The sequence below is a fragment of the Kosakonia sp. YIM B13571 genome, from assembly GCF_042788095.1.
Taxonomy (GTDB): Bacteria; Pseudomonadota; Gammaproteobacteria; order Enterobacterales; family Enterobacteriaceae; genus Kosakonia; species Kosakonia quasisacchari.
On record NZ_JBHZPL010000011.1, the window covers coordinates 102,385 to 126,741 of the forward strand.

Consider the following 24,357-nt stretch of genomic DNA (forward strand, 5'->3'; position numbering starts at 1 on the left):
GTGAAACCCTCTCCCGGCCGGGAGAGGGTAAAACAGAATTACGCCTGTTTTGCAGCTTCTGCCGCTTTAACGATCACCGCGAAAGCGTCAGCTTTCAGGGATGCGCCGCCAACCAGTGCGCCGTCAATATCCGGCTGGGTGAACAGCTCTGCTGCGTTGCCAGCGTTAACGGAACCGCCGTACTGAATGATCACTTGCTCAGCCACTTTCGCGTCGGCTTTAGCAATGTGGTCACGAATAAATTTGTGAACAGCCTGTGCCTGTGCCGGGGTAGCAGATTTGCCGGTACCGATAGCCCAAACCGGTTCGTAGGCAATGACAGCGCCTTCGAATGCCGCCGCACCCTGAGTTTTCAGCACTGCGTCGATCTGACGTGCGCAGACTTCTTCGGTTTTACCGGCTTCGTTTTCCGCTTCGGTTTCACCAATACACAGAACCGGTGTCAGACCCTGCGCTTTCAGCACAGCGAATTTTTTCGCGATCAACTCGTCGGATTCTTTGTGGTAAGTACGACGCTCAGAGTGGCCGATGATGATGTATTTCGCGCCAATATCTTTCAGCATTTCGGCAGAGGTTTCGCCGGTGAATGCGCCAGACAGGTTAACGTCAACGTTTTGCGCGCCCAGTACGATGTGGCTGCCGTCAGCGGCGTGTTTGGCCAGATCGAGGTACATTTCCGGCGGAGCGATTGAGACAGCACAACCCGTTACGCCAGCCAGCTCGGTACGCAGGTTTGCAACCAGTTCGTTTACCATGTGGCGGCTGCCGTTCAGTTTCCAGTTACCCATCACTAAAGGATGTCGCATTTTTACTCTCCACGCGCTTGGCGAATTAAGGAATATGGCCGCCCCTCAGGGCAGCATGGTCTGTGAAATAGTATAGAGATTCATCCCCTGAAAGGCTTTGCTTTTTGTCATTTATTGTTCTCTTCCAGCGAATCAGATAGCGTCAGCTTAATCGGTTCAACAGCGAAGGTCAGCCCTTTTTCGCCGTTGTCTGCCACCACATAGCGAATCGCGCCTTCCGTTTCGGCGTAGTAAGGTTTGTTTTTGCCGTTAGTCAGCAATTTTTGCAGCTTTTGCGTACTTTGCGCCGCGGTTAGCGTCGGTGAGAAGGCGCGGATAAACGCCGCCATATACTCTTGGGCCTTTGCTTTCGCCGCTTTTTGCTCGGGTCCTTGCACCGGCAGCCAGGTTATCTGCATCGATTTAATTTTTAGCGTGCCGCGTTCCAGCGCCGTCGAGGCATAGAGGTAATCATTGATTTTTGTGGCTGCGCGCGTCAGGTTCGCCTGGTCGCCCCGACTATCCACCGCGCGAAATTCACTGAGCGCCAGCGTCGGGTTGTCGGTATTAAATTTCTCGCGGAACTGACTAATCGACTGGTCAAATGTCGGCGCACCCGGCAGTAAATAGGGCGCAGTAGTGGCGGTCGGCGGCTCTTCTGCATGAACCGGCATGCTGAAAACCAGCGCGGAAAAGAGCAGCCAAATGGGGTAACGCCATGCTTTCATTCACATCGCCCTTTGTTGAGTTTGTTCACGATTAAAACGATATCGGGCTGGCTTGTCAAAAACTCCCGCCGCCAGGGTAAACTACGCAGCATTACGATAAAAGGAACCTTACATGGGCATACAGCAGTGGTTGTTCTCTTTTAAAGGGCGCATTGGGCGTCGTGATTTTTGGGTCTGGGTGATCCTGTGGGTGTTGAGTATGACGGTGCTGTTCGCGTTGGCTAACAGCGGTATGCTCGATTTTCAGATGGCCGCATTTATCCTGGTATGTCTGATCTGGCCGACAACCTGCGTGATGGTAAAACGTCTGCATGACCGAGGTCGTCACGGTGCGTGGGGCTTGTTGATGGTGCTGGCGTGGATGCTGCTTTCGGGCAACTGGCAAGTGCTGGGCGGTACGCTTGAGTGGACAGTGGGGCGTCTGATTCCGGTGGTAATCATTGTCATGATGCTCATTGACCTGGGCGCGTTTGTTGGCACCCAGGGGGAAAACAAGTACGGCAAAGAGACGCTGGACGTAAAGTACCGCTGATCACCAATAGTGTTCGGCGGTGATATGCCCCGGGCGGCGGCGCAGGTGTTTTGCCATCTGCCGGGTATCTTTCAGTAACTGTGTGGTATCGCGCACCATTTGCGGGTTGCCGCACAGCATCACATGGCTGGTTTCGGCGTTCAACGCAAGCCCTACGGCCTCTTCCAGCGCACCGCTTTCAATCAACGCCGGAACGCGCCCGGTCAGCGAACCGGAAAGGGTTTCCCGGCTAACCACCGTCTGAATCCGCAATTTCCCTTCGTAGCGCTTTTGCAGCTCCAGCATCAGCGGCAAATAACTTAAATCCGCCGCGTAGCGCACCGCATGCACTAGCACCAGGTTTTTGAAGCGTTCCAGATCCCTGCCTTCTTGCAAAATCGACAAATATGGCCCGATCGCGGTGCCGGTTGCCAGCATCCATAACGTATCGCAGTCAGGGACTTCTTCCAGCACGAAGAAACCAGCAGCTTCGCTTACCAGCAGCACTTCATCTCCCGGCTGGAGCGCGGCCAGGCGGGGGCTGAGTTTCCCTTCCGGTACGGTTACGAGATAGAACTCCAGATCGGGATTGCTCGGTGCGTTCACGTAAGAGTAGGCGCGCTGTACGCGCTCGCCGTCAATTTCCAGTCCGAGCTTGGCGAATTGTCCTGCAGTGAAGGGATGGACGGGGGCATGAACGGTGAGGCTGAACAGCGCATCGGTCCAGAACTGCACCTTTGTGACTTTTCCTGTTACCCAGTCCGCCATGGTTTTCTCCTGTTCTGTAGCGTTGCTTTATCTTCGTGTCTGTCGCATGAGATTTCCAGCCTGCGAAGGCCGGAAAGCTCAATTGAACAAATACCCTTACAGTATATGACGCTGTACTTCCGGGTCTTTGCGATCCAGGTAATGAATAGATTGAATACGGCGAATGGTGCGCGATTTACCGCGGATCAGCAGCGTTTCGGTTGTGGCGATATTGCCCTTACGCGTGATGCCGTCCAGCAGGTCGCCTTTGGTAATGCCGGTGGCGGCGAAGATCACATTGTCGCTGCGCGCCATTTCCTCCAGACGCAGCACATTGCCTGCTTCAATTCCCATACCGCGGCAGCGTTTTAATTCATATTCGCCAATACGACGGTTCTCTTCGTTGTCGCCTTTCACCTGATGGCGCGCCAGCAGACGGCCCTGCATATCGCCATCGAGCGCGCGGATCACCGCCGCAGAGACCACGCCTTCCGGCGCACCGCCAATGCCGTACAGGACGTCCACTTCGCTATCCGGCATGCAAGTGAGGATCGATGCGGCAACGTCGCCATCGGGAATAGCGAAAACACGTACGCCCAGCGCCTGCATCTCGGCAATGATGGCATCGTGGCGTGGTTTGGCAAGAATGGTCACCGTCAGCTCGCTTAGTGGTTTGCCGAGCGCAGAAGCGACATTGCGCAGGTTGTCGGCCAGCGGCAGATTGAGATCAATAGCGCCTTTCGCACCAGGACCAACAATCAGTTTTTCCATGTACATGTCCGGCGCGTTCAGGAAACAGCCCTTATCGCCGACCGCCAGCACCGCCAGCGCATTGGCCTGGCCCATTGCCGTCATGCGTGTCCCTTCGATTGGGTCAACGGCGATATCGACCGCGTCACCTTTGCCGGTACCGACTTTTTCACCGATGAACAGCATTGGCGCTTCGTCGATTTCGCCTTCACCGATCACGATGGTCCCGTCAATATCGACATTGTTGAGCATGATGCGCATAGCGTTAACCGCTGCGCCATCTGCCGTGTTCTTATCGCCACGACCCAGCCATTTGTAGCCAGCCAGCGCTGCAGCCTCGGTCACACGGGAGAATTCGATGGCAAGTTCTCGTCTCATAACAAACTCTATAGTGAAAGAAATTGAGCGAAGTTTATCACAGCGAGAAGAGGTGGGTTTGTTGGACAGCCCTCTCCCCGAAGAGAGAGGGCAAAGTTGAGGCAAATTACTCGTCGTGATCTTCCCACGCCAGCGCGCGTTTCACCGCTTTTTTCCAGCCGTTGTAGCGGACGTTACGCTCGGTGGTTTCGATCCCCGGACGGAATTCGCGTTCGATAACCGCTTTTTCCTGCAGTTCATCCAGGTTCTGCCAGAAGCCAACCGCAAGGCCAGCTAGGTACGCTGCGCCCAGCGCCGTGACTTCACGCACTTCCGGACGTTCTACGCGGGTGCCGAGAATGTCAGACTGGAACTGCATCAGGAAGTTGTTGGCAACTGCGCCGCCATCCACGCGCAGAGCGTGTAAACGAATGCCGGAATCCGCCTGCATCGCTTCCAGCACGTCGCGCGTCTGGTAGGCGATAGATTCAAGCGTAGCGCGGATGATGTGGTTCGAGTTGACGCCACGGGTCAGACCGAAAATAGCACCGCGTGCATACGGGTCCCAGTACGGCGCGCCCAGGCCGGTAAAGGCCGGTACCACGTACACACCGTTGGTATCTTTCACTTTGGTGGCGAAGTATTCAGAGTCAAATGCATCGCTGATAAGCTTCATCTCGTCGCGCAGCCACTGGATGGATGCGCCTGCCATAAACACCGCACCTTCCAGCGCATAGTTCACTTCACCTTTCGGGCCGCAACCGATGGTAGTCAACAGACCATGCTCAGATTTCACCGCTTTTTCGCCGGTGTTCATCAGCATAAAGCAGCCGGTTCCGTAGGTGTTTTTCGCCATCCCTTCTTTCACACACAGTTGGCCAAACAGCGCCGCTTGCTGGTCGCCAGCGATACCGGCGATAGGAATACGTGTACCGCCTTTACCACCAATGTTGGTCTGGCCGTAAACTTCAGAAGATTTACGCACTTCCGGCAGCATGGCGCGTGGGATATCCAGCGCTTCCAGCATTTTGTCGTCCCAGTCCAGCTCGTGGATATTGAACAGCATGGTACGCGAGGCGTTGGTGTAATCCGTCACGTGTACGCGGCCCTGGGTCATTTTCCAGATAAGCCAGGTATCAACGGTACCGAACAGCAGTTCACCACGTTTCGCACGTTCGCGAGAGCCTTCTACGTGGTCGAGGATCCATTTCACTTTGGTGCCGGAGAAGTACGGGTCAACCACCAGGCCGGTGGTGTTGCGTACATACTCTTCCATGCCATCGCGTTTCAGTTTTTCGCAAATATCGGCGGTGCGGCGACACTGCCAGACGATAGCGTTGTAAATCGGCTTGCCGGTTTCACGTTCCCAGACGATAGCGGTTTCACGCTGGTTAGTGATGCCGATAGCAGCGATTTCGTCGGAATTGATATCCGCTTTCGCTAACACTTCTACCAGCGTTGAACTCTGCGAGGCCCAGATCTCCATCGGGTCGTGCTCAACCCAGCCTGGCTTCGGATAAATTTGTTCAAACTCGCGCTGAGAGACGCTGATGATGTTGGCGTCATGATCCATCACGACGGCGCGGGAGCTGGTAGTGCCCTGGTCGAGCGCAACGATATATTTTTTGTCAGTCATGGTTATGTTCCCGTAGTCACATTACAGCGAAGCTTTTTGTTGAGTCGTGGAGGCAGTACCTTCTTCTTTCGCCGCCTCACTGGTTCCAGACGGCAGATGGCGACCAATCAGTTTACGATAACCGAATGCGCCGAGCGCCGCGCCTACGATCGGCCCGAACAGCGGGACGAGGAAGTAGGGAATATCTTTGCCACCGGTAAAGGCAACGTTGCCCCAGCCGGCAAGCCAGGCGAACGTTTTCGGGCCAAGGTCACGCGCCGGGTTCATGGCAAATCCGGTTAATGGACCCATTGATGCGCCAATAACGGCAATCAGCAGGCCGATCAGCAAGGGTGCCAGCGGGCCACGCGGAATCCCGTTGCCATCATCACCTAACGCCATGATGACGCCCATCAGCACTGCGGTAATGACCATCTCAACGGCGAAGGCCTGCACAAAGTTGATGTGCGGGTTCGGGTAAGTAGAGAAAATACCAGCCAGATCAAGACTTTCAACACTGCCGCGCACCATATTGTGCGTTTGTTCGAAATCGAGGAAAAGATTGTAGTAAAGCCCGTAAACAAGTGCAGCCGCGCAAAACGCGCCGGCAAACTGAGAAATGATGAAGGGAACAACTTTGCGCCCGTCAAAACTAGCGAAGAGCCATAATGCAATAGTCACAGCCGGGTTCAGATGTGCGCCGGAAACCCCTGCGGTCAGGTAAATGGCCATTGCCACGCCCAAACCCCAGATGATACTGATTTCCCACTGGCCGAAGGTGGCGCCAGCCACTTTCAACGCTGCCACGCACCCTACACCGAAGAAAATCAACAACCCGGTGCCGAGAAACTCGGCGATGCACTGGCCTTTTAAGGTTGATGTCTGACTCATAATCGGATCCTGCAAAAGAGTAATGGTTATTGTTAGCACGGGCGATCGCTCCCCCATGATGTCGTGTAGACATAGTGTTAATTTATCGTTAACGAGCAAAAACGAGAAATATCGAAATTAAAATGTGTGTACTGCGTCAATAAAATGAGCGTTTTCGAGCGCTGAAGCGCGTTTTTGCACCATAGCGAAATGTGAGCTGAATCATTTTTGTAACCCAGGCCTTAACAATTTAGTGGTAGACGCGCGCGTTGCACCAGGATGAGGACTAAAAGTGTTGCAAAGCGCAAACAGCGCGGCTCCGCGCTGGACAGGGGCTGGTGGGCTTCATACAATCGGGGACAAGCGAGATCCGCTCAATATCATAAGGCGTCGCCGATTTTCGGGACGGGGATTTTTAAAGACACGAATCATTCGGGTTGCAAGAAAGCGGTGACGCACCTGCAACACGAAGAATCAAGTGTATATCCATCAACGCCTTGCAACTCAGGAGAGGTATGACAATGTCATTAGAAGTGTTTGAAAAACTGGAAGCGAAGGTGCAGCAGGCGATTGATACCATCACGCTGCTGCAGATGGAAATCGAAGAGCTGAAAGAGAAAAACAATAGCCTGGCGCAGGAAGTACAGTCTGCTCAACATAGCCGTGAAGAGCTGGAGCGTGAAAATCACCAGCTGAGAGAGCAGCAACACGGCTGGCAGGAGCGCTTGCAGGCTCTGCTGGGGCGTATGGAAGAAGTCTGATTACGCTTTATCTTTCGCGTAGCTGCGGCATTGGTTGCTTGTATTCACCCCGGTAATAACGTTATCGATGCCGCCGTGGAAACGGGCTTAGGCCTTGCTACAGTGCGAAATCTTTAGGGAAAGTACTACGATGTCGGATAAGCGAAGCGCCATCCGGCAAAAAGAAGAAGGGCACCTGACGGTGCCCTTTTGTTTACTCGATATCGAGGGGATCTTCGGAAAGGATAATGCCGGTGCTATCGGCATAAAGATGGTCGCCGGAGAAAAAGGTCACACCGCCGAAATTGACGCGCACGTCGCTTTCGCCGATGCCTTCGCCCGCTGCGCCAACCGGAATGGCGGCAATCGCCTGAATACCAATATCCAGCTCTTCCAGGTCGTCTACCTGGCGTACTGAGCCATAGACCACAATCCCTTCCCACTCGTTTTGCACCGCAGTGCGGGCGAGATCCGCGTCGATTAACGCACGACGCATTGAACCACCGCCGTCGACCAGCAGGACGCGACCACGGCCGTTTTGTTCGAGCAGATCGTACAGCAACCCGTTATCCTCGAAACATTTTACCGTGATGATTTGTCCGCCAAACGACGACCGTCCGCCAAAATTGGAGAACAGCGGTTCCACGACGTTGATCTCTTCCTGGTAAATATCACAAAGCTCAGAAGTATCGTATTTCATAGGATTAACGTTCAGTTGCTGCGAGAACAGTCAGTATATCGCGCATCACGCGCTGTTGGCAAAATCATCAATTGTTCATTGACATTTATCAGTTAAAAATGCGTTTGACTGATGATTATTCCTAATACAAACAATAGATTAGTTAACAGTGCGCCTTTTACTGTGCGTTCCAGCATCGGCGGCATAGCGCGCGGGTCAAGCTCGCGCAGCACAAAGCGCGCCTGTTTGATAAGCAGCGGCGCAGCCAGCACAAACAGCCAACCCCACAGGCTTTGCAGCGAAAACAGGTTAAACAGCGCGAGGCATAACAGCGCGCCCACCAGCAGGCCGGCGTGGTAACGGCGTGCGTTGACGGGCCCTAATCGCACGACCAGCGTATTTTTGCCGTTTTCGCGGTCGCTTTCGATATCGCGCAGATTGTTGATATTCAACACCGCCGTAGCCAGCAGACCACAAGCGGTCGCGGGCAGGATGACGACCGGGATCAGCATATGCGTCTGCAAGTACCAACTGCCCATTACGCTTATCCAGCCGAAGAAAAGCAGCACTGAGATATCGCCAAGGCCAAGATAACCATACGGACGCTTGCCGATGGTGTAAGTGATGGCGGCAATAATCGACAGTCCTCCGAGCGCAAGGAAGCCGATAAAATCCGCCACCGTTTGTGTCGCTGCGGTCACCAGCAGTAGCCCGGAGATACAGCTCAGCACGATGACAATCATCAGCGCGCGCTTCATCTGCGCAAGGGATATGACCCCTTTTTGCATACCGCGCAATGGACCAATGCGATCCGGTTTATCGCTGCCTTTGACCGCATCGCCGTAATCATTGGCAAGGTTGGAGAGGATTTGCAGCAATCCTGCGGTGATAAGTGCGAGCACCGCCACCAGCGGATCAAAGTAGCCCTGCCACCAGGCCAGCACTGTGCCAACGACAATCGCGGCGAAAGCCAGCGGTAATGTTTTCGGTCGCAGGCTTTCCAGCCATGCCTGGGTGAGACTCAGAGATTGCGTTTCGTTCATAAGGTCAGCCAACAAAAATGGGGGCATAAGCCCCCATCGAGTGTGATGAAAACGTTGTGACCGGGATTATAAGATAAAACGGCTCAGATCTTCATCTGCCACTAAAGCATCAAGATGCTTACTCACATAGTCTGCATCAATGATAATCGTCTCACCGCCCAGATCGCTGGCGTCATAAGAGATATCTTCCATCAGACGTTCCAGCACAGTATGCAAACGACGCGCACCGATGTTCTCCGTGGTTTCGTTCACCTGCCACGCGGCTTGAGCAATGCGTTTGATACCGTCGTCGGTGAAATCAATGTTTACGCCTTCGGTCGCCATCAGCGCTTTGTACTGTACGGTGATAGACGCGTTTGGCTCGGTCAGGATGCGTTCGAAATCTTGCGTGGTTAACGCTTTCAACTCAACACGGATTGGCAAACGGCCTTGCAGTTCCGGGATCAAATCCGACGGGCTGGCAATCTGGAACGCACCAGAAGCAATAAACAGAACGTGATCGGTTTTCACCATCCCGTGTTTGGTCGACACGGTACAGCCTTCCACCAGCGGCAGCAGATCGCGCTGCACGCCTTCGCGAGAAACATCAGGACCAGAAGTGTTGCCGCGTTTACAGATTTTGTCGATCTCGTCGATAAACACGATCCCGTGCTGCTCAACGGCTTCGATAGCTTCCTGTTTCAGCTCTTCCGGGTTCACCAGCTTCGCCGCTTCCTCTTCAATCAGCAGCTTCATCGCGTCTTTGATTTTCAGCTTACGCGGCTTTTGCTTCTGGCCGCCCAGGTTCTGGAACATGGACTGGAGCTGATTGGTCATCTCCTCCATGCCCGGAGGCGCCATAATTTCTACACCCATCGGCGCGGCGGCGAGATCAATTTCAATCTCTTTGTCGTCGAGCTGGCCTTCACGCAGTTTTTTGCGAAAAGATTGGCGCGCAGCGGAAGGCTCAGCGGCTTGTTCCGGCTGACCCCAGTTGTTTTTCGCCGGTGGGATCAATACGTCGAGAATACGCTCTTCCGCCATCTCTTCCGCGCGGTAACGGTTTTTCTCGATCGACTGACTGCGCACCATTTTCACTGCCGCATCGGTCAGATCGCGGATGATAGAATCCACTTCTTTCCCAACGTAGCCGACTTCGGTGAACTTGGTCGCTTCAACTTTGATAAACGGCGCGTTGGCCAGTTTTGCCAGACGGCGGGCAATTTCGGTTTTACCGACGCCGGTTGGCCCGATCATCAGAATGTTTTTCGGCGTAACTTCATGGCGCAACTCTTCATCAAGCTGCATGCGGCGCCAGCGGTTACGCAGGGCAATCGCCACAGAACGTTTTGCCGCGTCCTGGCCGATAATGTGTTTGTCCAGTTCGCTGACAATTTCGCGTGGGGTCATTTCAGACATGGGAGATCCTTACGCTTTATAGGCTAATTCTTCGATGGTATGGAAGTGGTTGGTGTAGATACAGATATCGCCTGCAATCCCCAACGCCTTCTCAGCAATTTCGCGTGCGCCAAGCTCGGTGTTCTCCAGCAACGCGCGGGCAGCGGCTTGGGCGTATGGCCCGCCGGAACCGATGGCGATCAGGTCATTTTCCGGCTGGATCACATCGCCGTTACCGGTGATGATCAGCGACGCGGTTTCGTCGGCAACCGCCAACAGTGCTTCCAGCTTGCGCAGCATGCGATCGGTGCGCCAGTCCTTTGCCAGCTCGACAGCCGCTTTCACCAGATGACCCTGGTGCATTTCCAGTTTACGTTCGAATAATTCAAACAGAGTGAAGGCGTCGGCCGTGCCGCCGGCAAAGCCTGCAATGACTTTGTCGTTATACAGGCGGCGAACTTTTTTCACGTTGCCTTTCATTACGGTGTTGCCCAGTGTGGCCTGGCCATCACCAGCGATAACGACATGGCCGTTACGGCGTACGCTTACGATTGTTGTCACGAGCAGACCCCTTGGTTACAAATGCACAATACAGCGCCCCGCACGGTGTACGGGGCAGAATGCAATTATAAATGGGGGGTGTTTTAGGGGTTTCAACCCCCGGCGGCGAGACGGATGCAGTTTGCGTGACCAGCCATTTTCAGGCGGCTAATGGTGGCATCGGCGCTCTCTTTGCCTTTCACCGGGCCCATCACCACGCGATTCCAGCCATTGTTGCTGGTAATACGTGAGTCGAAACCTTCGAATGCCAACTGTGCGCGTACCGTTTCTGCCTGATCCTGGCCTTTAAACGAACCGCACTGGATAAGCCAGCGGCGATCGTCTTTCTTCTCTGCCGTTTGCGGTTGCGCTTTTGGTGCTTCCACTTCACGCGTTACCGGCGCGGCTTGTTGCGTTTTCGGCGGCGTTGCGGCGGTATGCGGCGGCGTTTGCAGCAGATCCTGATACGGTTGCGAGGTGGCCGCCGGTTTTTGCTGCGTAGTGGGTTGCGTCTGGCGCGGCGGCGGCGTTGTTTGCGTGGTACGCGCCTGCTGCACCGGTTGTTCCGTCACGCGCGGCTGCGTGCGCGGCGGCTGTGCCTGTACAGGCTGCGACTGCGTCCACTGCTGTTGCTGTTGCATCTGCACTTGCTGCTGCGCCTGGCGCTGGCGTTGCAGTGTTTGCTGGCGCTGCTCCGGCGTCTGTTCGTTCCACGGCACTTCGTTGAGCTGTGTCGGTTGCTGGCGCATGTCAGCTTGCATTTGCGCTAACAATTGACGCTGCTCATCGGTCAGTTGCTCCGGTTTTTGCACTTCACCACCGGCCGTTGGCTCGGTTGGCGCACGTACGCCAGGCTGGCGGCTTTCCAGCTCTTTAATGTAGCGCCAGCGCTCTTCTGGTTTCGGTGGCAGGCCGTTGCCGGTCATTTTCTGGTTTTGCAGTGACTCGGATTCTTCTTTTTTGTGGTGCGTAATAAAGTACAAACCACCGATAAAGGCGACCAGCACGGCGGCCGCAATGGCGACCATAGCTGGAGAGACCGCAGACTTGCTGCGCTGTTTTTTCTTTGAGTTACTCGTCTTTCGCCGCGCAGGGGCCGACTGGCTGCGGCGTACATAATCTCGTTGTGCCACTATCGTTTCGCTGTATTTATTTCGTTTATCAGCCCGCCATGTTACTTAAGCGACGGGGTTTTGACCAGAAGTGGGCGTCTGAAAGCCCGCAGCTTTACTTCAGCGCCCGGGTGCTACCGCGCAGGATTAATTCACAGTCCAACAAGCGCGAACCGCTGTTTACGCTATGCCCCTGCAACTGCTCCAGCAGTAATAACATGGCTTCGCGACCAATTTCATAACGCGGTTGCGAAACGGTGGTCAGCGGTGGGTCGCAGAATTCAGCCAGTGAAATGTTATCAAAGCCGATGATCGACAAGTCGTCCGGTACTTTCAAACCCCGGCGTTTAGCTTGCGACAGCGCGCCGAGCGCCATCACATCGCTATGGCAGAACACGGCAGTCGGTGGCTTCGGTAGCATCAACAATTGATCCAACGCCCGTGCGCCTGCCTCAAACGTGAAATCGCCACGCGTGATGTAATGCGGATCAACGGTCACACCAGAACGGCGCAACGCCTGCACATACCCCTGCAAGCGGTAATGGCACAGCGGCATCTCTTCCGGACCGGCGATACAACCGATCCGCTGGTGCCCTTGTTCCTGCAAAAAATTGACGGCATTAAATGCAGCGGTCAGGTTATCGATATGCACCGTCGGCAATTCCAACTCCGGTGCGAATTCATTAGCCATCACCATTGGCGGTAAATTGCGTTGCTCTTCAATGCTGGCGTCAAACGGCAAACGCGAGCCGAGCAGCAGCATGCCATCGATTTGCTTGGTGATAATCAGGTCGATAAAGGTTTTTTCCTGCTGATTTTGATGGGCGCAGTCACCAATCAGCACCAGATAGCCGTGTTCCGCGGCAGTCACTTCAATGCCACGAATAATCTCGCTGAAAAAGGGATCGCAAATATCCGGCACAATTACCAGCAGAGTGCGCGATTCATTGCGTTTGACGTTGCGTCCCATCGACTGAGGCAAATAACCCACTTCCATTGCCGCTTGTTCCACCCGATTGCGGGTAGCCTGTGACACTTTTTCCGGGTTCATTAATGCACGTGACACGGTTGCCGTCGAAACCTTTGCTTTCATGGCAACATCTTTCATGGTCGCTGCCGCAACCTGATTTTTGGGTTTCACCTTGTTCTCCTCGCATGCACGGCGCAGGCGTTGTCACATTTTTATCAGATAGTTAAGCGCACCGGTTACAGAATTTTCATGAAAAGTGTGATGAAAGTTGAATTTTATATGCCGGCTCGCAGCCTTAACTTTCAATCGGGTCGACATCCAGCACCCATTTCACTCGCCGCGCGTCCGGCAGGGTGTTAATCAGGGCCAGCGCGCCGGTGACGATATGCTGCAGGCGAATACGGGAAGGGTGTTGTAGCAGCAACTGCCAGCGGTAGCGCCCGGCGCGTTTGGCCGCCAGCGCCGGAACCGGGCCTAAAACCCATAACTGGTTGTCTGCCAGTGGGCTGGCTTGCAGCAGATTTTTAAGCTGTTGTAGAAACAGCGGCGCGTGCTGGTTGTTCTGATCTTCAGCGCGGATCAACACATGGCTGGTCCACGGCGGCAATTGCATGGTTTGCCGCTCCGCCAGCGCCTGTTCCGCGAAGGTGTCATAACCTTTATGCAGCAGCGTTTGCAGAAGCGGATGTTCCGGGTGGTGCGTTTGCAGTACCACTTCGCCCTGTTTGCCTGCGCGCCCGGCACGACCGGAAACCTGGGTATAAAGCTGGGCGAAACGCTCAGCAGCGCGGAAATCTGCCGAGAACAACGCGCCGTCGACATCCAGCAGCGCAACCAGCGTAACATCCGGGAAGTGGTGGCCTTTTGCCAGCATTTGTGTGCCAATCAGAATGCGCGCGCCGCCACGATGCACTTCTGCAAGATGCTGCTCCAGCGCGCCTTTGCGGCTTGTGGTGTCGCGATCAATACGTGATAGCGGCACACCGGGAAACATCGGCGTCAACGCGTGTTCCAACTGTTCGGTGCCAAGACCAACGGGCAATAAATGTGTAGAACCGCAGGACGGGCACTGGCGCGGTACCGGGCGCTGGCTGTCGCAGTGGTGACAGCGTAGATGCTGCTGCGCCTGATGGAAGGTGTAATAGTGATCACAGCGCGGGCATTCCGCTATCCAGCCACAGTCATGACACAGCAAGGCAGGCGAAAAACCGCGGCGGTTAAGGAACAAAATAACCTGGTTTCCTGCTTGCAGATGCTGGCGCATACGGTTGATCAGCGCCGGAGCCAGACCGGCCTGTAACGGCTGGCCTTTCAGATCCAGAACATGTTGCATCGCCGGGCGCGCGTGGCCTGCGCGGCGGGTCAGGCGCAGCAGGTGATATTTGCGCGACCGCACGTTATGCAGGGTTTCCAGCGCGGGTGTCGCCGAACCAAGAATAATCGGGATCTGCTCACTGTGAGCGCGATAAACCGCCAGATCGCGGGCGTGATAACGCCAGCCTTCCTGCTGTTTATAGGAGCTGTCGTGCTCTTCGTCGATGACAATCACGCCAAGGTTCTTAAACGGGGTAAACAGCGATGAGCGCGTGCCGATCACAATCGCCGCTTCGCCGTTCTTTGCTTTTTGCCATGTTATCAGGCGCTCGCTGTCGTTCAGCCCCGAGTGCAGCACCTCGACCGGCGCATTAAAACGCTCGCGAAAGCGGGCGATAGTTTGCGGTGTTAGACCAATTTCCGGCACCATCACCAGCGCCTGCTTTCCCTGCGTCAGCACGTTTTCCAGCACGCTTAAATAGACTTCTGTTTTGCCGGAGCCGGTCACGCCTGCCAGCAACCAGGCGGAAAAACGATCCGCCGCGCTGTGGATAGCGCCGACCGCAGTGGCTTGCTCTGTGTTCAGACGCAACCGGTCACCGCTAACGGAAAATGTTGTGCGCCAGTCGTTAAAGGTTGGCGTTTCGCTGTTCATCTCCGCCAGCCCTTTGGCGCGCAGCGCTTGTAGGGTAACGCTTTTCAGATCCAGCGCTGCCAGTTGATGCTGCCAGATTTTGCCTTTACGCAGCGCCGAGAGAGCCTGCTGCTGCTTAGCTGACTTTACGCGGTTGATGTCCATTGCCTGGCCCTGCTCGGTGGCGAACCAGTAGCCCTGAAACTCCGCGCTGGCGGGTTTAGTCTGGCGCAGCAGAACGGGAAGGGCGTTGAACAACACATCACCGATCGGATGGTGGTAATACTCCGCCGCCCAGAGCAACAGACGCCAGACCGCCGGGGAAAAAACCGGTTCGCTGTCGAGCACCTCTTCCACGCTTTTGAGATCGGCCAGCGGCAACTCGCTTTCGTCGCCCACTGCCATCACAATGCCGATGCGATGCTGGTTACCAAACGGCACACGCACGCGACAGCCCGCGCGCGCGGGCATCTCATCCGGCAACAGGTAATCGAACGTGCGGGGCAAAGGTACAGATAGCGCAACGCGGGCGACGGGCATCTCATCATCCTGACTTGAAAACTGGCGGGATAGTATACACATTGTTGCTACGGGCGAGCGGATCAGTTTGCATGTGCTGGCTAATTTCTGTATGATTCGCCGCCTTTGATGCGTTTTGAACGTGCCAAAGATACACTTACATATTAACTCGCGTGGTGTCTGGCGTTAGGGCTGGAAGAGCGACGCGGCCTTAAACTGAGGTTTCCCATGAAAAAAGGTATTCACCCGAATTATGTAGCGATTACTGCAACTTGCTCTTGCGGTAACGTAATCAAAACCCACTCAACTCTGGGTCGCGATCTGAACCTGGACGTGTGTGGTCAATGCCACCCGTTCTTCACCGGCAAGCAGCGTGATGTTGCAACTGGTGGCCGTGTTGACCGTTTCAACAAACGCTTCAGCATCCCGGGCAGCAAATAAGTTGCCAAAGAAAAAAGCGCCGAAAGGCGCTTTTTTTGTCTCTGCGTTTTGCCGAAGGGGTGAATTTTTGTGATGAGTATCACAAAAATATTGCTCTGACTAAAAAACGCGCATATTCTTTTCGCCATCCACTCCTGTGAACCTGAGCGAAAGAAATGAGCGATTTGCTAACGGCTGTGAAAAACGTATTTATGTCTTACCTGCTCTCACTGGCGGAAGTGCACCCGGAAGTCACGCGCTTCTGAGCGAGCCGATGAGATAAACAAAAAGGGCGGAAGATATCTTCCGCCCTTTTTTGTTGCGATCAGTATTCCCACGTATCCGGGTCGATGCCCAGTTCACGCATAATCACTTTCGCCTCTTCCGGGATTTCGTCGCTGCGCTCTTTGCGCAGGTCTTCATCGTTCGGCAAGGGTTGACCGGTAAACGCATGCAAAAACGCTTCACACAGCAGCTCGCTGTTGGTGGCGTGACGCAAGTTGTTCACCTGACGACGGGTACGTTCATCGGTGAGGATTTTTAACACCTTAAGAGGAATGGAAACCGTAATTTTTTTTACTTGTTCACTCTTCTTGCCGTGCTCAGCGTATGGGCTGATATATTCGCCGCTCCATTCAGCCATGAGATACCTTTAATCCTCTCAGTCATTAGTCTAAACCCGGGCACCGCCGGGCCGTAATTCCGCGTAGTTTACCGTAGAGTCACCATGGTGACACGGTGTATCGCTCCGCTACCGGTACTAAAGCGTATAATTTTAACGGCTATTGCGCTTTTGCTCAATCTATACGCAAAGAAGTTTAGATGTCCAGATGTATTGACGTCTATTGCCGCAGTGTTTACTCTGTCGTGAGACTTTTCATCCATTAAGCCAGGAAGCCTTCACCATGACGCGTAAACAGGCCACCATCGCAGTGCGTAGCGGATTGAACGATGACGAGCAGTACGGTTGCGTTGTCCCGCCGATTCATCTCTCCAGTACCTATAATTTCACCGGCTTTAACGAACCTCGCGCGCATGACTACTCGCGTCGCGGCAATCCAACGCGTGATGTGGTTCAGCGCGCGTTGGCGGAACTGGAAGGTGGTGCGGGCGCGGTATTGACCAATACCGGCATGTCGGCGATTCACCTGGTGACGACCGTGTTTCTCAAACCTGGCGACCTGCTGGTTGCACCGCACGACTGCTATGGCGGCAGCTATCGCCTGTTCGATAGCCTGGCAAAACGCGGTTGCTACCGGGTGAAATTTGTTGACCAGGGCGATGAGCAGGCATTGAAAGCGGCGTTAGCGGAACAACCGAAGCTGGTGCTGGTCGAAAGCCCAAGCAACCCGTTGTTGCGCGTTGTGGATATCGCGAAAATCTGCCAGCTTGCGCGTGAAGCTGGCGCAATCAGCGTGGTGGATAACACGTTCCTGAGCCCGGCATTGCAGAACCCGCTGGCGCTGGGCGCGGATTTGGTGCTGCACTCCTGCACCAAATACCTCAACGGCCATTCCGATGTGGTGGCGGGCGTGGTGATTGCGAAAGATGAGGCCACTGTCACCGAACTGGCATGGTGGGCGAATAATATTGGCGTCACCGGCAGCGCCTTCGACAGTTATCTGCTGTTGCGCGGTCTGCGTACGTTGTCGCCGCGCATGGAAGTGGCGCAGCGTAACGCACAAGCGATTGTCGATTTCCTGCAAAAACAGCCGTTGGTGAAAAAGCTGTACCACCCATCTCTGCCGCATAATCAGGGGCATGAGATTGCTGCGCGTCAACAAAAAGGCTTTGGCGCAATGTTAAGTTTTGAGCTGGATGGCGACGAACAAACGCTGCGTCGTTTCTTAAGTGGTCTATCGTTGTTTACGCTGGCGGAATCATTAGGCGGGGTTGAAAGTTTAATCTCCCACGCCGCGACAATGACTCACGCAGGCATGGCGCCCGAAGCGCGCGCCGCAGCGGGAATTTCTGAGACGCTATTGCGTATCTCAGCCGGTATTGAAGACAGTGAAGATCTAATTGCCGATCTGGAAAATGGCTTCCGGGTCGCAGCTGAGGGGTAAACATGAGTGTGATTGCGCAGGCAGGGACGAAGGCTCGTCAACTGCACAAATTTGGTGGGAGTAGTCTGGCGGATGTGAAATGTTACCTGCGCGTCGCAGGGATCATGGCGGAGTATTCACAACCTGGCGACATGATGGTTGTCTCGGCCGCAGGCAGCACCACCAACCAGCTGATCAACTGGCTGAAGTTGAGCCAGACTGACAGGCTTTCTGCGCATCAGGTTCAACAATCGCTGCGTCGTTACCAGACTGATTTAATCAACGGGCTGTTGCCCGCAGCGATTGCAGACGGTCTGACCAGCGAGTTTATTCACGATCTTGAACACCTCGCGGTGCTGCTGGATGGCGGCATCACCGACGCGGTTTACGCCGAAGTGGTCGGCCATGGTGAAATCTGGTCGGCGCGTTTAATGTCCGCCTTGCTGAATCAGCAGGGTCTGGATGCCGCCTGGCTGGATGCCCGCGATTTCCTGCGTGCAGAACGCTCGGCGCAACCGCAGGTGAATGAAGGCGCGTCTTATCCTCTGCTGCAACAACAACTGGCGCAGTATCCGGGTAAACGTATCGTCGTGACCGGCTTTATCAGCCGCAACGAAGCCGGCGAAACCGTGCTGTTGGGGCGTAACGGCTCGGATTACTCGGCAACGCAAATTGGCGCGCTGGGCGATGTCTCCCGCGTAACCATCTGGAGTGATGTGGCGGGCGTTTACAGCGCGGACCCGCGTAAAGTCAAAGATGCTTGTCTGCTGCCGCTGCTGCGCCTTGATGAAGCCAGCGAGCTGGCGCGTCTGGCGGCACCGGTGTTGCATGCGCGTACATTGCAGCCCGTCTCCGGCAGTAATATCGATCTGCAATTGCGCTGTAGTTACAACCCAGAACAGGGGTCGACACGCATTGAACGTGTGCTGGCTTCCGGCACCGGGGCGCGGATTGTCACCAGCCATGATGATGTTTGCCTGATTGAATTTCTGGTGCCGTCCGGGCAGGACTTTAAGCTGGCGCACAAAGAGATTGATCTGATTCTTAAGCGCGCGCAGGTGCGCCCACTGGCGGTTGGCGCCCATGCTGACCGCAACTTATTGCAACTGTGCTACACCTCAGAAGTTGTCGATAGCGTCTTTAAACTGCTTGATGAAGCCGGTTTGCCGGGTGAATTGCGTTTGCGCCAGGGGCTGGCGCTGGTAGCAATGGTGGGAGCGGGCGTGTGTCGTAACCCGTTGCACAGTCACCGTTTCTGGCAGCAGCTTAAAGGCCAGCCGGTGGAGTTTATCTGGCAATCTGACGAAGGCATTAGCCTGGTTGCCGTTCTGCGCGTTGGCCCAACGGAAAGCCTGATTCAGGGGCTGCATCAATCGCTGTTCCGCGCAGAAAAACGCATTGGTCTGGTGCTGTTTGGCAAAGGTAATATTGGTTCCCGCTGGCTGGAGTTGTTCTCGCGCGAGCAGAGCGCGTTGTCGGCGCGTACCGGTTTTGAATTTGTGCTGGCGGGCGTGGTGGATAGCCGCCGCAGTTTGCTGAGTTATGACGGACTGGATGCCAGCCGCGCGCTGGCGTTCTTTAACGATGAAGCAGTAGAGCAGGATGAGGAGTCGCTGTTTTTGTGGATGCGCGCCCATCCGTACGACGATCTGGTGGTGCTGGACGTCACCGCAAGCTCGCAGCTAGCGGAGCAGTATCTGGATTTCGCCAGCCACGGCTTCCATGTGATCAGCGCCAACAAACTGGCCGGAGCCAGCACGACCGATAAGTATCGTCAGATCCACGATGCGTTCGAAAAAACCGGTCGCCGCTGGTTGTATAACGCGACTGTTGGTGCAGGTCTGCCGGTGAATCATACCGTGCGCGACCTGCGTGAAAGCGGTGATGCGATTCTGGCGATCAGCGGGATTTTCTCCGGTACGCTCTCCTGGCTGTTCCTGCAATTCGACGGTTCCGTGCCGTTTACCGATTTAGTGGATCAGGCCTGGCAGCAAGGGTTGACCGAGCCGGATCCACGCGTTGATCTTTCCGGCAAAGATGTGATGCGCAAGCTGGTGATCCTCGCCCGCGAGGCGGGTTACGATATCGAACCAGACCAGGTGCGCGTGGAGTCTTTAGTACCTGCGGGTTGCGAAGAGGGATCGGTCGATCACTTCTTTGAAAACGGTGACGAGCTGAATGACCAGATGGTGCAACGCCTGGAAGCTGCCCGTGAAATGGGGCTGGTGCTGCGTTATGTGGCGCGTTTCGATGCCAACGGTAAAGCGCGCGTCGGCGTTGAGGCCGTTCGGGCGGAACACCCGCTGGCGGCGGTTTTGCCGGGGGATAATGTCTTCGCCATTGAAAGCCGCTGGTACCGCGATAACCCGCTGGTGATCCGCGGGCCTGGTGCGGGTCGTGATGTGACCGCCGGTGCTATCCAGTCGGATATCAATCGCCTCGCACAGTTACTGTAGCCCCTTTCTCTTATCCTCTCTCTGAACAGGGAGAGGATGCTTCTGCTGCATCATGAACTTTTTTCATCTTCGCTGAACATTCCTCACACAGAATGGTGATTTTCCTGTTGACGCCCCGATCGTTTTCCGTCATTTTTACATCTGGACGTCTAAACGTATAGAAGTTCACAAGACAATAGACAATGACATGTGATTGATGAGGTAAGGTATGAGCTTTTTTCACGCCAACCAGCGGGAAGCCCTGAACCAGAGCCTGGCGGAAGTTCACGGCCAGATTAATGTTTCCTTTGAATTTTTCCCGCCGCGCACCAGTGAAATGGAACAGACCTTATGGCACTCCATCGATCGTTTAAGCAGCCTGAAGCCGAAATTTGTTTCGGTGACTTATGGTGCAAACTCGGGCGAGCGCGATCGCACACACAGCATCATTAAAGGCATCAAAGACCGCACCGGGCTGGAAGCGGTGCCGCATTTGACCTGCATTGATGCCACGCGTGACGAGTTGCGCACTATCGCGCAGGATTACTGGAACAACGGCATTCGCCACATTGTGGCATTGCGCGGTGATTTACCACCGGGTGGCGGCAAGCCGGACATGTACGCTGCCGATCTGGTGACGCTGTTAAAAGAGGTCGCGGATTTTGATATCTCCGTCGCCGCTTACCCGGAAGTTCACCCGGAAGCGAAAAGCGCGCAGGCCGATCTGTTGAACCTGAAGCGGAAAGTAGATGCGGGCGCGAGCCGCGCGATTACCCAGTTCTTTTTCGATGTGGAAAGCTACCTGCGTTTTCGCGATCGCTGTGCGGCAACCGGTATTGATGTTGAGATCGTGCCGGGTATCCTGCCGGTTTCGAATTTTAAGCAGGCGAAAAAATTTGCCGATATGACCAATGTGCGTATTCCGGCGTGGATGTCGCAAATGTTCGACGGCCTGGATGACGACGCGGAAACCCGCAAGCTGGTGGGCGCAAATATCGCCATGGATATGGTGAAAATTTTAAGCCGCGAAGGGGTGAAAGATTTCCACTTCTATACGCTGAACCGCGCCGAAATGAGTTACGCCATTTGCCACACGCTGGGTGTTCGTCCGGGAGTGTAAATGTAAAAAAGAAAAGCCGGATCGCGATCCGGCTTTTTTATGGCTAACTGAAAACCACGTCCTGTGGGCTGGTTATCAACAGATTTTGGCTCTGCATTGTCTTTGAATTTACCTCTCACAGGACTGGCCGAGACTTCTTTTAAGGGTTTTGGTACGCGTAATCAATGCCGCTTTCTATAAAATCGAATGCTATTCCCACTCCTCCAGGAACCGTTTCCCGTACTGGTCGGCAACCAGCAGCGCGGCATAGACCTGATCCGGTGTCGCACCGCCCGGCATATTATGAATGGTTTCCCCTTGTGCACAGGCAGCCTGTGCCACGATGTGCATTTTTGCCGGAATATCGGTTTTGATGCCCAGTTGTGCCAGCGTAATCGGTAAGCCAACGGTATGGCACAGCGCCGCGACCGTTTCGATCTCTTCCAGCGGTGCATTTTCCAGCACTAACTGGGTTAAGGTACCAAACGCCACTTTTTCGCCGTGATAGTAATGATGTGCCTCCGGGATCGCCGTGATGCCGTTATGAATGGCGTGTGCTGCCGCCAGACCACCGCTCTCAAAGCCGACGCCGCTCAGGTAGGTATTGGCTTCCACCACGCGCTCCAGCGCAGGCGTCACAACATGTTGCTCGGCGGCGAACATCGCTTTTTCACCCTCTTCAAGCAGCGTGTTGTAACACAGCTCCGCCAGCGCGAGAGCGGATTGGGTACACTGACCTCCCGCCATCGTTTTTGCGCCACTGCGTGAACAAGCACGCGCTTCAAACCAGGTAGAGAGCGCATCGCCAATCCCTGCCGCCAGCAAACGCGCTGGCGCACCGGCGACGATTTTGGTATCGACAATCACCCGATCCGGGTTGTTGGGCAGCAGCAAATAACGATCGAACTCGCCGCTGTCGGTGTAGATAACCGATAACGCGCTACAGGGCGCATCGGTCGATGCGATAGTGGGGGCAATGGCCACCGGCACGTGCATGAAATGCGCCAGCGCTTTAGCGGTATCCAGCGTTTTGCCGCCGCCGATGCCGAGCACCGCACCACAGCGGGCGCTTTCTGCCACACCGCGCAGTCGGTCAATTTCATTTTGTGAACATTCGCCGCCGAACGGCGCGATTTCGCAGGCCAGCCCGGCATCCACCAGACTTTTTTGCAGCGTTTCCTGCGCAAAACCGAGAACAAATTTGTCACCGACCACCAGCCAGCGATCGGCCAGCGGTTTGAGATAGTCACCGAGGCGGGTGATAACGTCTGCACCCTGGATATACTTGCCCGGCGACTGGATGATGCGGTCCATATACTGCCTCCTTACAGGTTGAGGTTGCCAAAAGCTGTTTTCCAGTCCTGTTCAAACTTCTCAATAGCTGACTCTACTGCGGGCGTGTTGAGCATTTGTTGCGCTACATCTAATGGGAGCGTGATCGCTTCGCACCCGACCAGCAAACACTCCAGTGCCTGGCGTGGCGTTTTAAAACTCGCGGCCAGCACTTTGCTTTCCGGCGCATGCAGTTGCAGCAGGGTTTGCAATTCCTGCACCATGCGGATCCCGTCTCCGCCCTGCGCATCGACGCGGTTAACATAAGGAGCGACATATTTCGCGCCCGCCAGTGCGGCAAGCAGCCCTTGCGTGGCGCTGTAAACTGCTGTGCCCAGCGTGACAATGCCCTCTTTTTTCAATTGCTTGATGGCGGCGAGACCCTCAGCTGTCACCGGGATTTTAACCACGATATCCGGTACGGCATTATTGAGGCGTTTGGCCTCCGCCACCATGCCATCGGCTTCGCGGCTCATCACCTGGGCAAACAGCGTTCCCTGTGGGCCAATAACGCGTTGCAGGCGTGGCAATACATCCCAGAGGGAGTCTTTACCGGCAGCGATAATGCTTGGATTGGTGGTTACGCCCGCCAGCGGGTAAATCCGCGCCAGGCGCTCCACTTCCGCGACGTTTGCGGTGTCCAGATACAGTTCCATCATGCTTCCTCATAGAGCGTTTCTGCACACAGCATAAGAGCGCGGGTTGTGTTCCCGCCATATAACAAATCTGCCAAATACTGGACAAATGTGATCGAGAGAGCAAAGTGCGAGCCGGCTCACAAGTTACGTGATTGCTGATGAAAAAAGGTGTTGTAGAGAGTCGTTGAAACAAGCAGGGTATTTTTAACGTACAAAAATCCAGTTTTGGCGTTATTCGTCCAGCGGGGATTTTTCGCTGAGATGGCTGTGATATTGCTGGCGATATTCCGAGGGTGAGCGTTCCGTGTTTTTACGAAACAGGCGGCAGAAGTAGTTGCTGTCAACAAACCCGCAGCTGTGCGCCACTTCTTTCACTTTTAAATCGTACCCTTTGAGCAGCGTTTTGGCGTGCTCCAGCCGGGTATGAGTAAGATATTCATTGAAGCCGACAGAACCGGTTTTCTGAAACAGGTGCGACAGGTAATTGGGTGAGATATAAAACGCCTGCGCCACCGATTCGCGCGTGAGCGGCAAAGCATAATTTTCGTCGATATATTCACGAACAGCTTCGAACAGCGCCTGACTGCGCGACGCGGTTTGGATCTGGCTGCCGAGCAAGTCATTACAATGGCTGAGCAGAGTAGTGACGATCAGGCGCGCGGTTTGCTGTTCGTGCGGCTGCATCTGCATTTCATGCAGCGTCTGTAGCAGGAAGGAGCCGACACGCGGGCCGCGGCGCGCAACATGTTGTTTCGCCATGTTTTGCAGCATGGCACCATCCCACTGCGTGACGTTAAAACTGAGCTGTTGCTTGCCAAACAGCACGCTTAAGGTGGTGGCCGGTAGTTGCCATTGCGGGTGATTCCAGCTGCCCGCAGGAACGTATAGTACGTCGTGCTGCGACATCCGCGTGGTTTCGCCGTTGATCCCCGTGTCGGTCACCGTTCCCTCCAGCACTATCTCCAGGCGAGGAAAATCCACCTGGCAGGCCTGCGCAGGTGCGGTTCCGGTCACGCCCGCAAAGCATATCTGCCGTAGCGGAGCCGGGCCGTTTATCAGGCGCGAGATAAGATGGCTGACATCGAGACTCATGGTGT

Annotated in this window: 23 protein-coding genes; 6 read left to right on the plus strand and 17 right to left on the minus strand. The window is 55.0% G+C overall.

Annotated features, from left to right (window positions below):
* Nucleotides 1-38: 38 nt before the first annotated feature.
* Nucleotides 39-806, minus strand: coding sequence for a triose-phosphate isomerase (tpiA, locus tag ACFX4O_RS20440; protein ID WP_017459647.1), 768 nt, complete (start codon nt 804-806; stop codon nt 39-41).
* Between the two features lie 107 nt (nt 807-913).
* The gene (locus ACFX4O_RS20445) at nt 914-1,513 is read right to left on the minus strand and encodes a YiiQ family protein (RefSeq protein WP_131412887.1); all 600 of its coding nucleotides are present in this window, start codon (nt 1,511-1,513) and stop codon (nt 914-916) included.
* Between the two features lie 112 nt (nt 1,514-1,625).
* Between ACFX4O_RS20445 and ACFX4O_RS20450 the strand changes: the two genes are divergently transcribed.
* Nucleotides 1,626-2,045 carry a DUF805 domain-containing protein gene (locus tag ACFX4O_RS20450; protein ID WP_131412885.1) on the plus strand — a complete coding sequence of 140 codons (420 nt, stop codon included), beginning with the start codon at nt 1,626-1,628 and terminating at the stop codon, nt 2,043-2,045.
* Here ACFX4O_RS20450 and fpr read toward each other — a convergent pair whose 3' ends face one another.
* The 4 genes from fpr to ACFX4O_RS20470 form a co-directional block, all read right to left on the minus strand.
* Entirely contained in the window at nt 2,046-2,792 is a 747-nt protein-coding gene (gene fpr, locus ACFX4O_RS20455; protein WP_380210782.1) for a ferredoxin--NADP(+) reductase, read from the minus strand.
* A 96-nt stretch (nt 2,793-2,888) separates the two neighbouring features.
* Entirely contained in the window at nt 2,889-3,899 is a 1,011-nt protein-coding gene (gene glpX / locus ACFX4O_RS20460) for a class II fructose-bisphosphatase (protein ID WP_380210785.1), read from the minus strand.
* A 106-nt stretch (nt 3,900-4,005) separates the two neighbouring features.
* Complete coding sequence (glpK, locus tag ACFX4O_RS20465; protein WP_131412879.1) at nt 4,006-5,514, minus strand: glycerol kinase GlpK; 1,509 nt, start codon at nt 5,512-5,514, stop codon at nt 4,006-4,008.
* Nucleotides 5,515-5,535: 21 nt separating this feature from the next.
* Nucleotides 5,536-6,384: an MIP/aquaporin family protein gene (locus ACFX4O_RS20470; protein ID WP_131412877.1), complete on the minus strand. Its 849-nt coding sequence runs from the start codon at nt 6,382-6,384 to the stop codon at nt 5,536-5,538.
* Between the two features lie 494 nt (nt 6,385-6,878).
* On the opposite strand from ACFX4O_RS20470, the gene zapB reads away from it, so the two are divergent.
* Entirely contained in the window at nt 6,879-7,124 is a 246-nt protein-coding gene (gene zapB / locus ACFX4O_RS20475) for a septal ring assembly protein ZapB (protein ID WP_131412875.1), read from the plus strand.
* 193 nt (nt 7,125-7,317) lie between these two features.
* Here zapB and rraA read toward each other — a convergent pair whose 3' ends face one another.
* From rraA to priA, 7 genes are all read right to left on the minus strand, one after another.
* Nucleotides 7,318-7,803 (minus strand): ribonuclease E activity regulator RraA, encoded by a 486-nt coding sequence (gene rraA / locus ACFX4O_RS20480; RefSeq protein WP_020455956.1) that lies wholly within the window; start codon nt 7,801-7,803, stop codon nt 7,318-7,320.
* A 92-nt stretch (nt 7,804-7,895) separates the two neighbouring features.
* Nucleotides 7,896-8,825: a 1,4-dihydroxy-2-naphthoate polyprenyltransferase gene (gene menA, locus ACFX4O_RS20485; RefSeq protein WP_380210789.1), complete on the minus strand. Its 930-nt coding sequence runs from the start codon at nt 8,823-8,825 to the stop codon at nt 7,896-7,898.
* Between the two features lie 66 nt (nt 8,826-8,891).
* The gene (hslU, locus tag ACFX4O_RS20490; RefSeq protein WP_131412871.1) at nt 8,892-10,223 is read right to left on the minus strand and encodes an HslU--HslV peptidase ATPase subunit; all 1,332 of its coding nucleotides are present in this window, start codon (nt 10,221-10,223) and stop codon (nt 8,892-8,894) included.
* 9 nt (nt 10,224-10,232) lie between these two features.
* Nucleotides 10,233-10,763: an ATP-dependent protease subunit HslV gene (hslV, locus tag ACFX4O_RS20495; RefSeq protein ID WP_020455959.1), complete on the minus strand. Its 531-nt coding sequence runs from the start codon at nt 10,761-10,763 to the stop codon at nt 10,233-10,235.
* A gap of 92 nt (nt 10,764-10,855) precedes the next feature.
* The gene (ftsN, locus tag ACFX4O_RS20500) at nt 10,856-11,875 is read right to left on the minus strand and encodes a cell division protein FtsN (protein ID WP_380210791.1); all 1,020 of its coding nucleotides are present in this window, start codon (nt 11,873-11,875) and stop codon (nt 10,856-10,858) included.
* A gap of 94 nt (nt 11,876-11,969) precedes the next feature.
* The gene (cytR, locus tag ACFX4O_RS20505; protein WP_380210793.1) at nt 11,970-12,995 is read right to left on the minus strand and encodes a DNA-binding transcriptional regulator CytR; all 1,026 of its coding nucleotides are present in this window, start codon (nt 12,993-12,995) and stop codon (nt 11,970-11,972) included.
* Between the two features lie 124 nt (nt 12,996-13,119).
* Nucleotides 13,120-15,312 (minus strand): primosomal protein N', encoded by a 2,193-nt coding sequence (priA, locus tag ACFX4O_RS20510; RefSeq protein ID WP_380210825.1) that lies wholly within the window; start codon nt 15,310-15,312, stop codon nt 13,120-13,122.
* Nucleotides 15,313-15,519: 207 nt separating this feature from the next.
* On the opposite strand from priA, the gene rpmE reads away from it, so the two are divergent.
* Entirely contained in the window at nt 15,520-15,732 is a 213-nt protein-coding gene (gene rpmE / locus ACFX4O_RS20515; protein WP_131412866.1) for a 50S ribosomal protein L31, read from the plus strand.
* A gap of 304 nt (nt 15,733-16,036) precedes the next feature.
* On the opposite strand, the gene metJ is transcribed toward rpmE, so the two are convergent.
* Nucleotides 16,037-16,354 (minus strand): met regulon transcriptional regulator MetJ, encoded by a 318-nt coding sequence (gene metJ / locus ACFX4O_RS20520; RefSeq protein WP_007369220.1) that lies wholly within the window; start codon nt 16,352-16,354, stop codon nt 16,037-16,039.
* 262 nt (nt 16,355-16,616) lie between these two features.
* Here metJ and metB point away from each other — a divergent pair, with 262 nt between their 5' ends.
* The 3 genes from metB (at nt 16,617) to metF (ending at nt 21,311) form a co-directional block, all read left to right on the plus strand.
* Nucleotides 16,617-17,777, plus strand: coding sequence for a cystathionine gamma-synthase (gene metB, locus ACFX4O_RS20525; RefSeq protein ID WP_131412864.1), 1,161 nt, complete (start codon nt 16,617-16,619; stop codon nt 17,775-17,777).
* 2 nt (nt 17,778-17,779) lie between these two features.
* Nucleotides 17,780-20,212, plus strand: a complete 2,433-nt coding sequence (locus ACFX4O_RS20530; protein ID WP_380210796.1) for a bifunctional aspartate kinase/homoserine dehydrogenase II — start codon at nt 17,780-17,782, stop codon at nt 20,210-20,212.
* A gap of 208 nt (nt 20,213-20,420) precedes the next feature.
* Nucleotides 20,421-21,311 (plus strand): methylenetetrahydrofolate reductase, encoded by an 891-nt coding sequence (gene metF, locus ACFX4O_RS20535; protein WP_380210797.1) that lies wholly within the window; start codon nt 20,421-20,423, stop codon nt 21,309-21,311.
* A 189-nt stretch (nt 21,312-21,500) separates the two neighbouring features.
* On the opposite strand, the gene ACFX4O_RS20540 is transcribed toward metF, so the two are convergent.
* The 3 genes from ACFX4O_RS20540 to ACFX4O_RS20550 all read right to left on the minus strand — a co-directional run bounded on the left by ACFX4O_RS20540 (nt 21,501) and on the right by ACFX4O_RS20550 (nt 24,352).
* Nucleotides 21,501-22,604 (minus strand): glycerol dehydrogenase, encoded by a 1,104-nt coding sequence (locus ACFX4O_RS20540; RefSeq protein ID WP_380210799.1) that lies wholly within the window; start codon nt 22,602-22,604, stop codon nt 21,501-21,503.
* An 11-nt stretch (nt 22,605-22,615) separates the two neighbouring features.
* Entirely contained in the window at nt 22,616-23,278 is a 663-nt protein-coding gene (fsa, locus tag ACFX4O_RS20545; protein ID WP_131412955.1) for a fructose-6-phosphate aldolase, read from the minus strand.
* Between the two features lie 213 nt (nt 23,279-23,491).
* Nucleotides 23,492-24,352 carry a helix-turn-helix transcriptional regulator gene (locus ACFX4O_RS20550; RefSeq protein WP_380210800.1) on the minus strand — a complete coding sequence of 287 codons (861 nt, stop codon included), beginning with the start codon at nt 24,350-24,352 and terminating at the stop codon, nt 23,492-23,494.
* Nucleotides 24,353-24,357 lie beyond the last annotated feature (5 nt).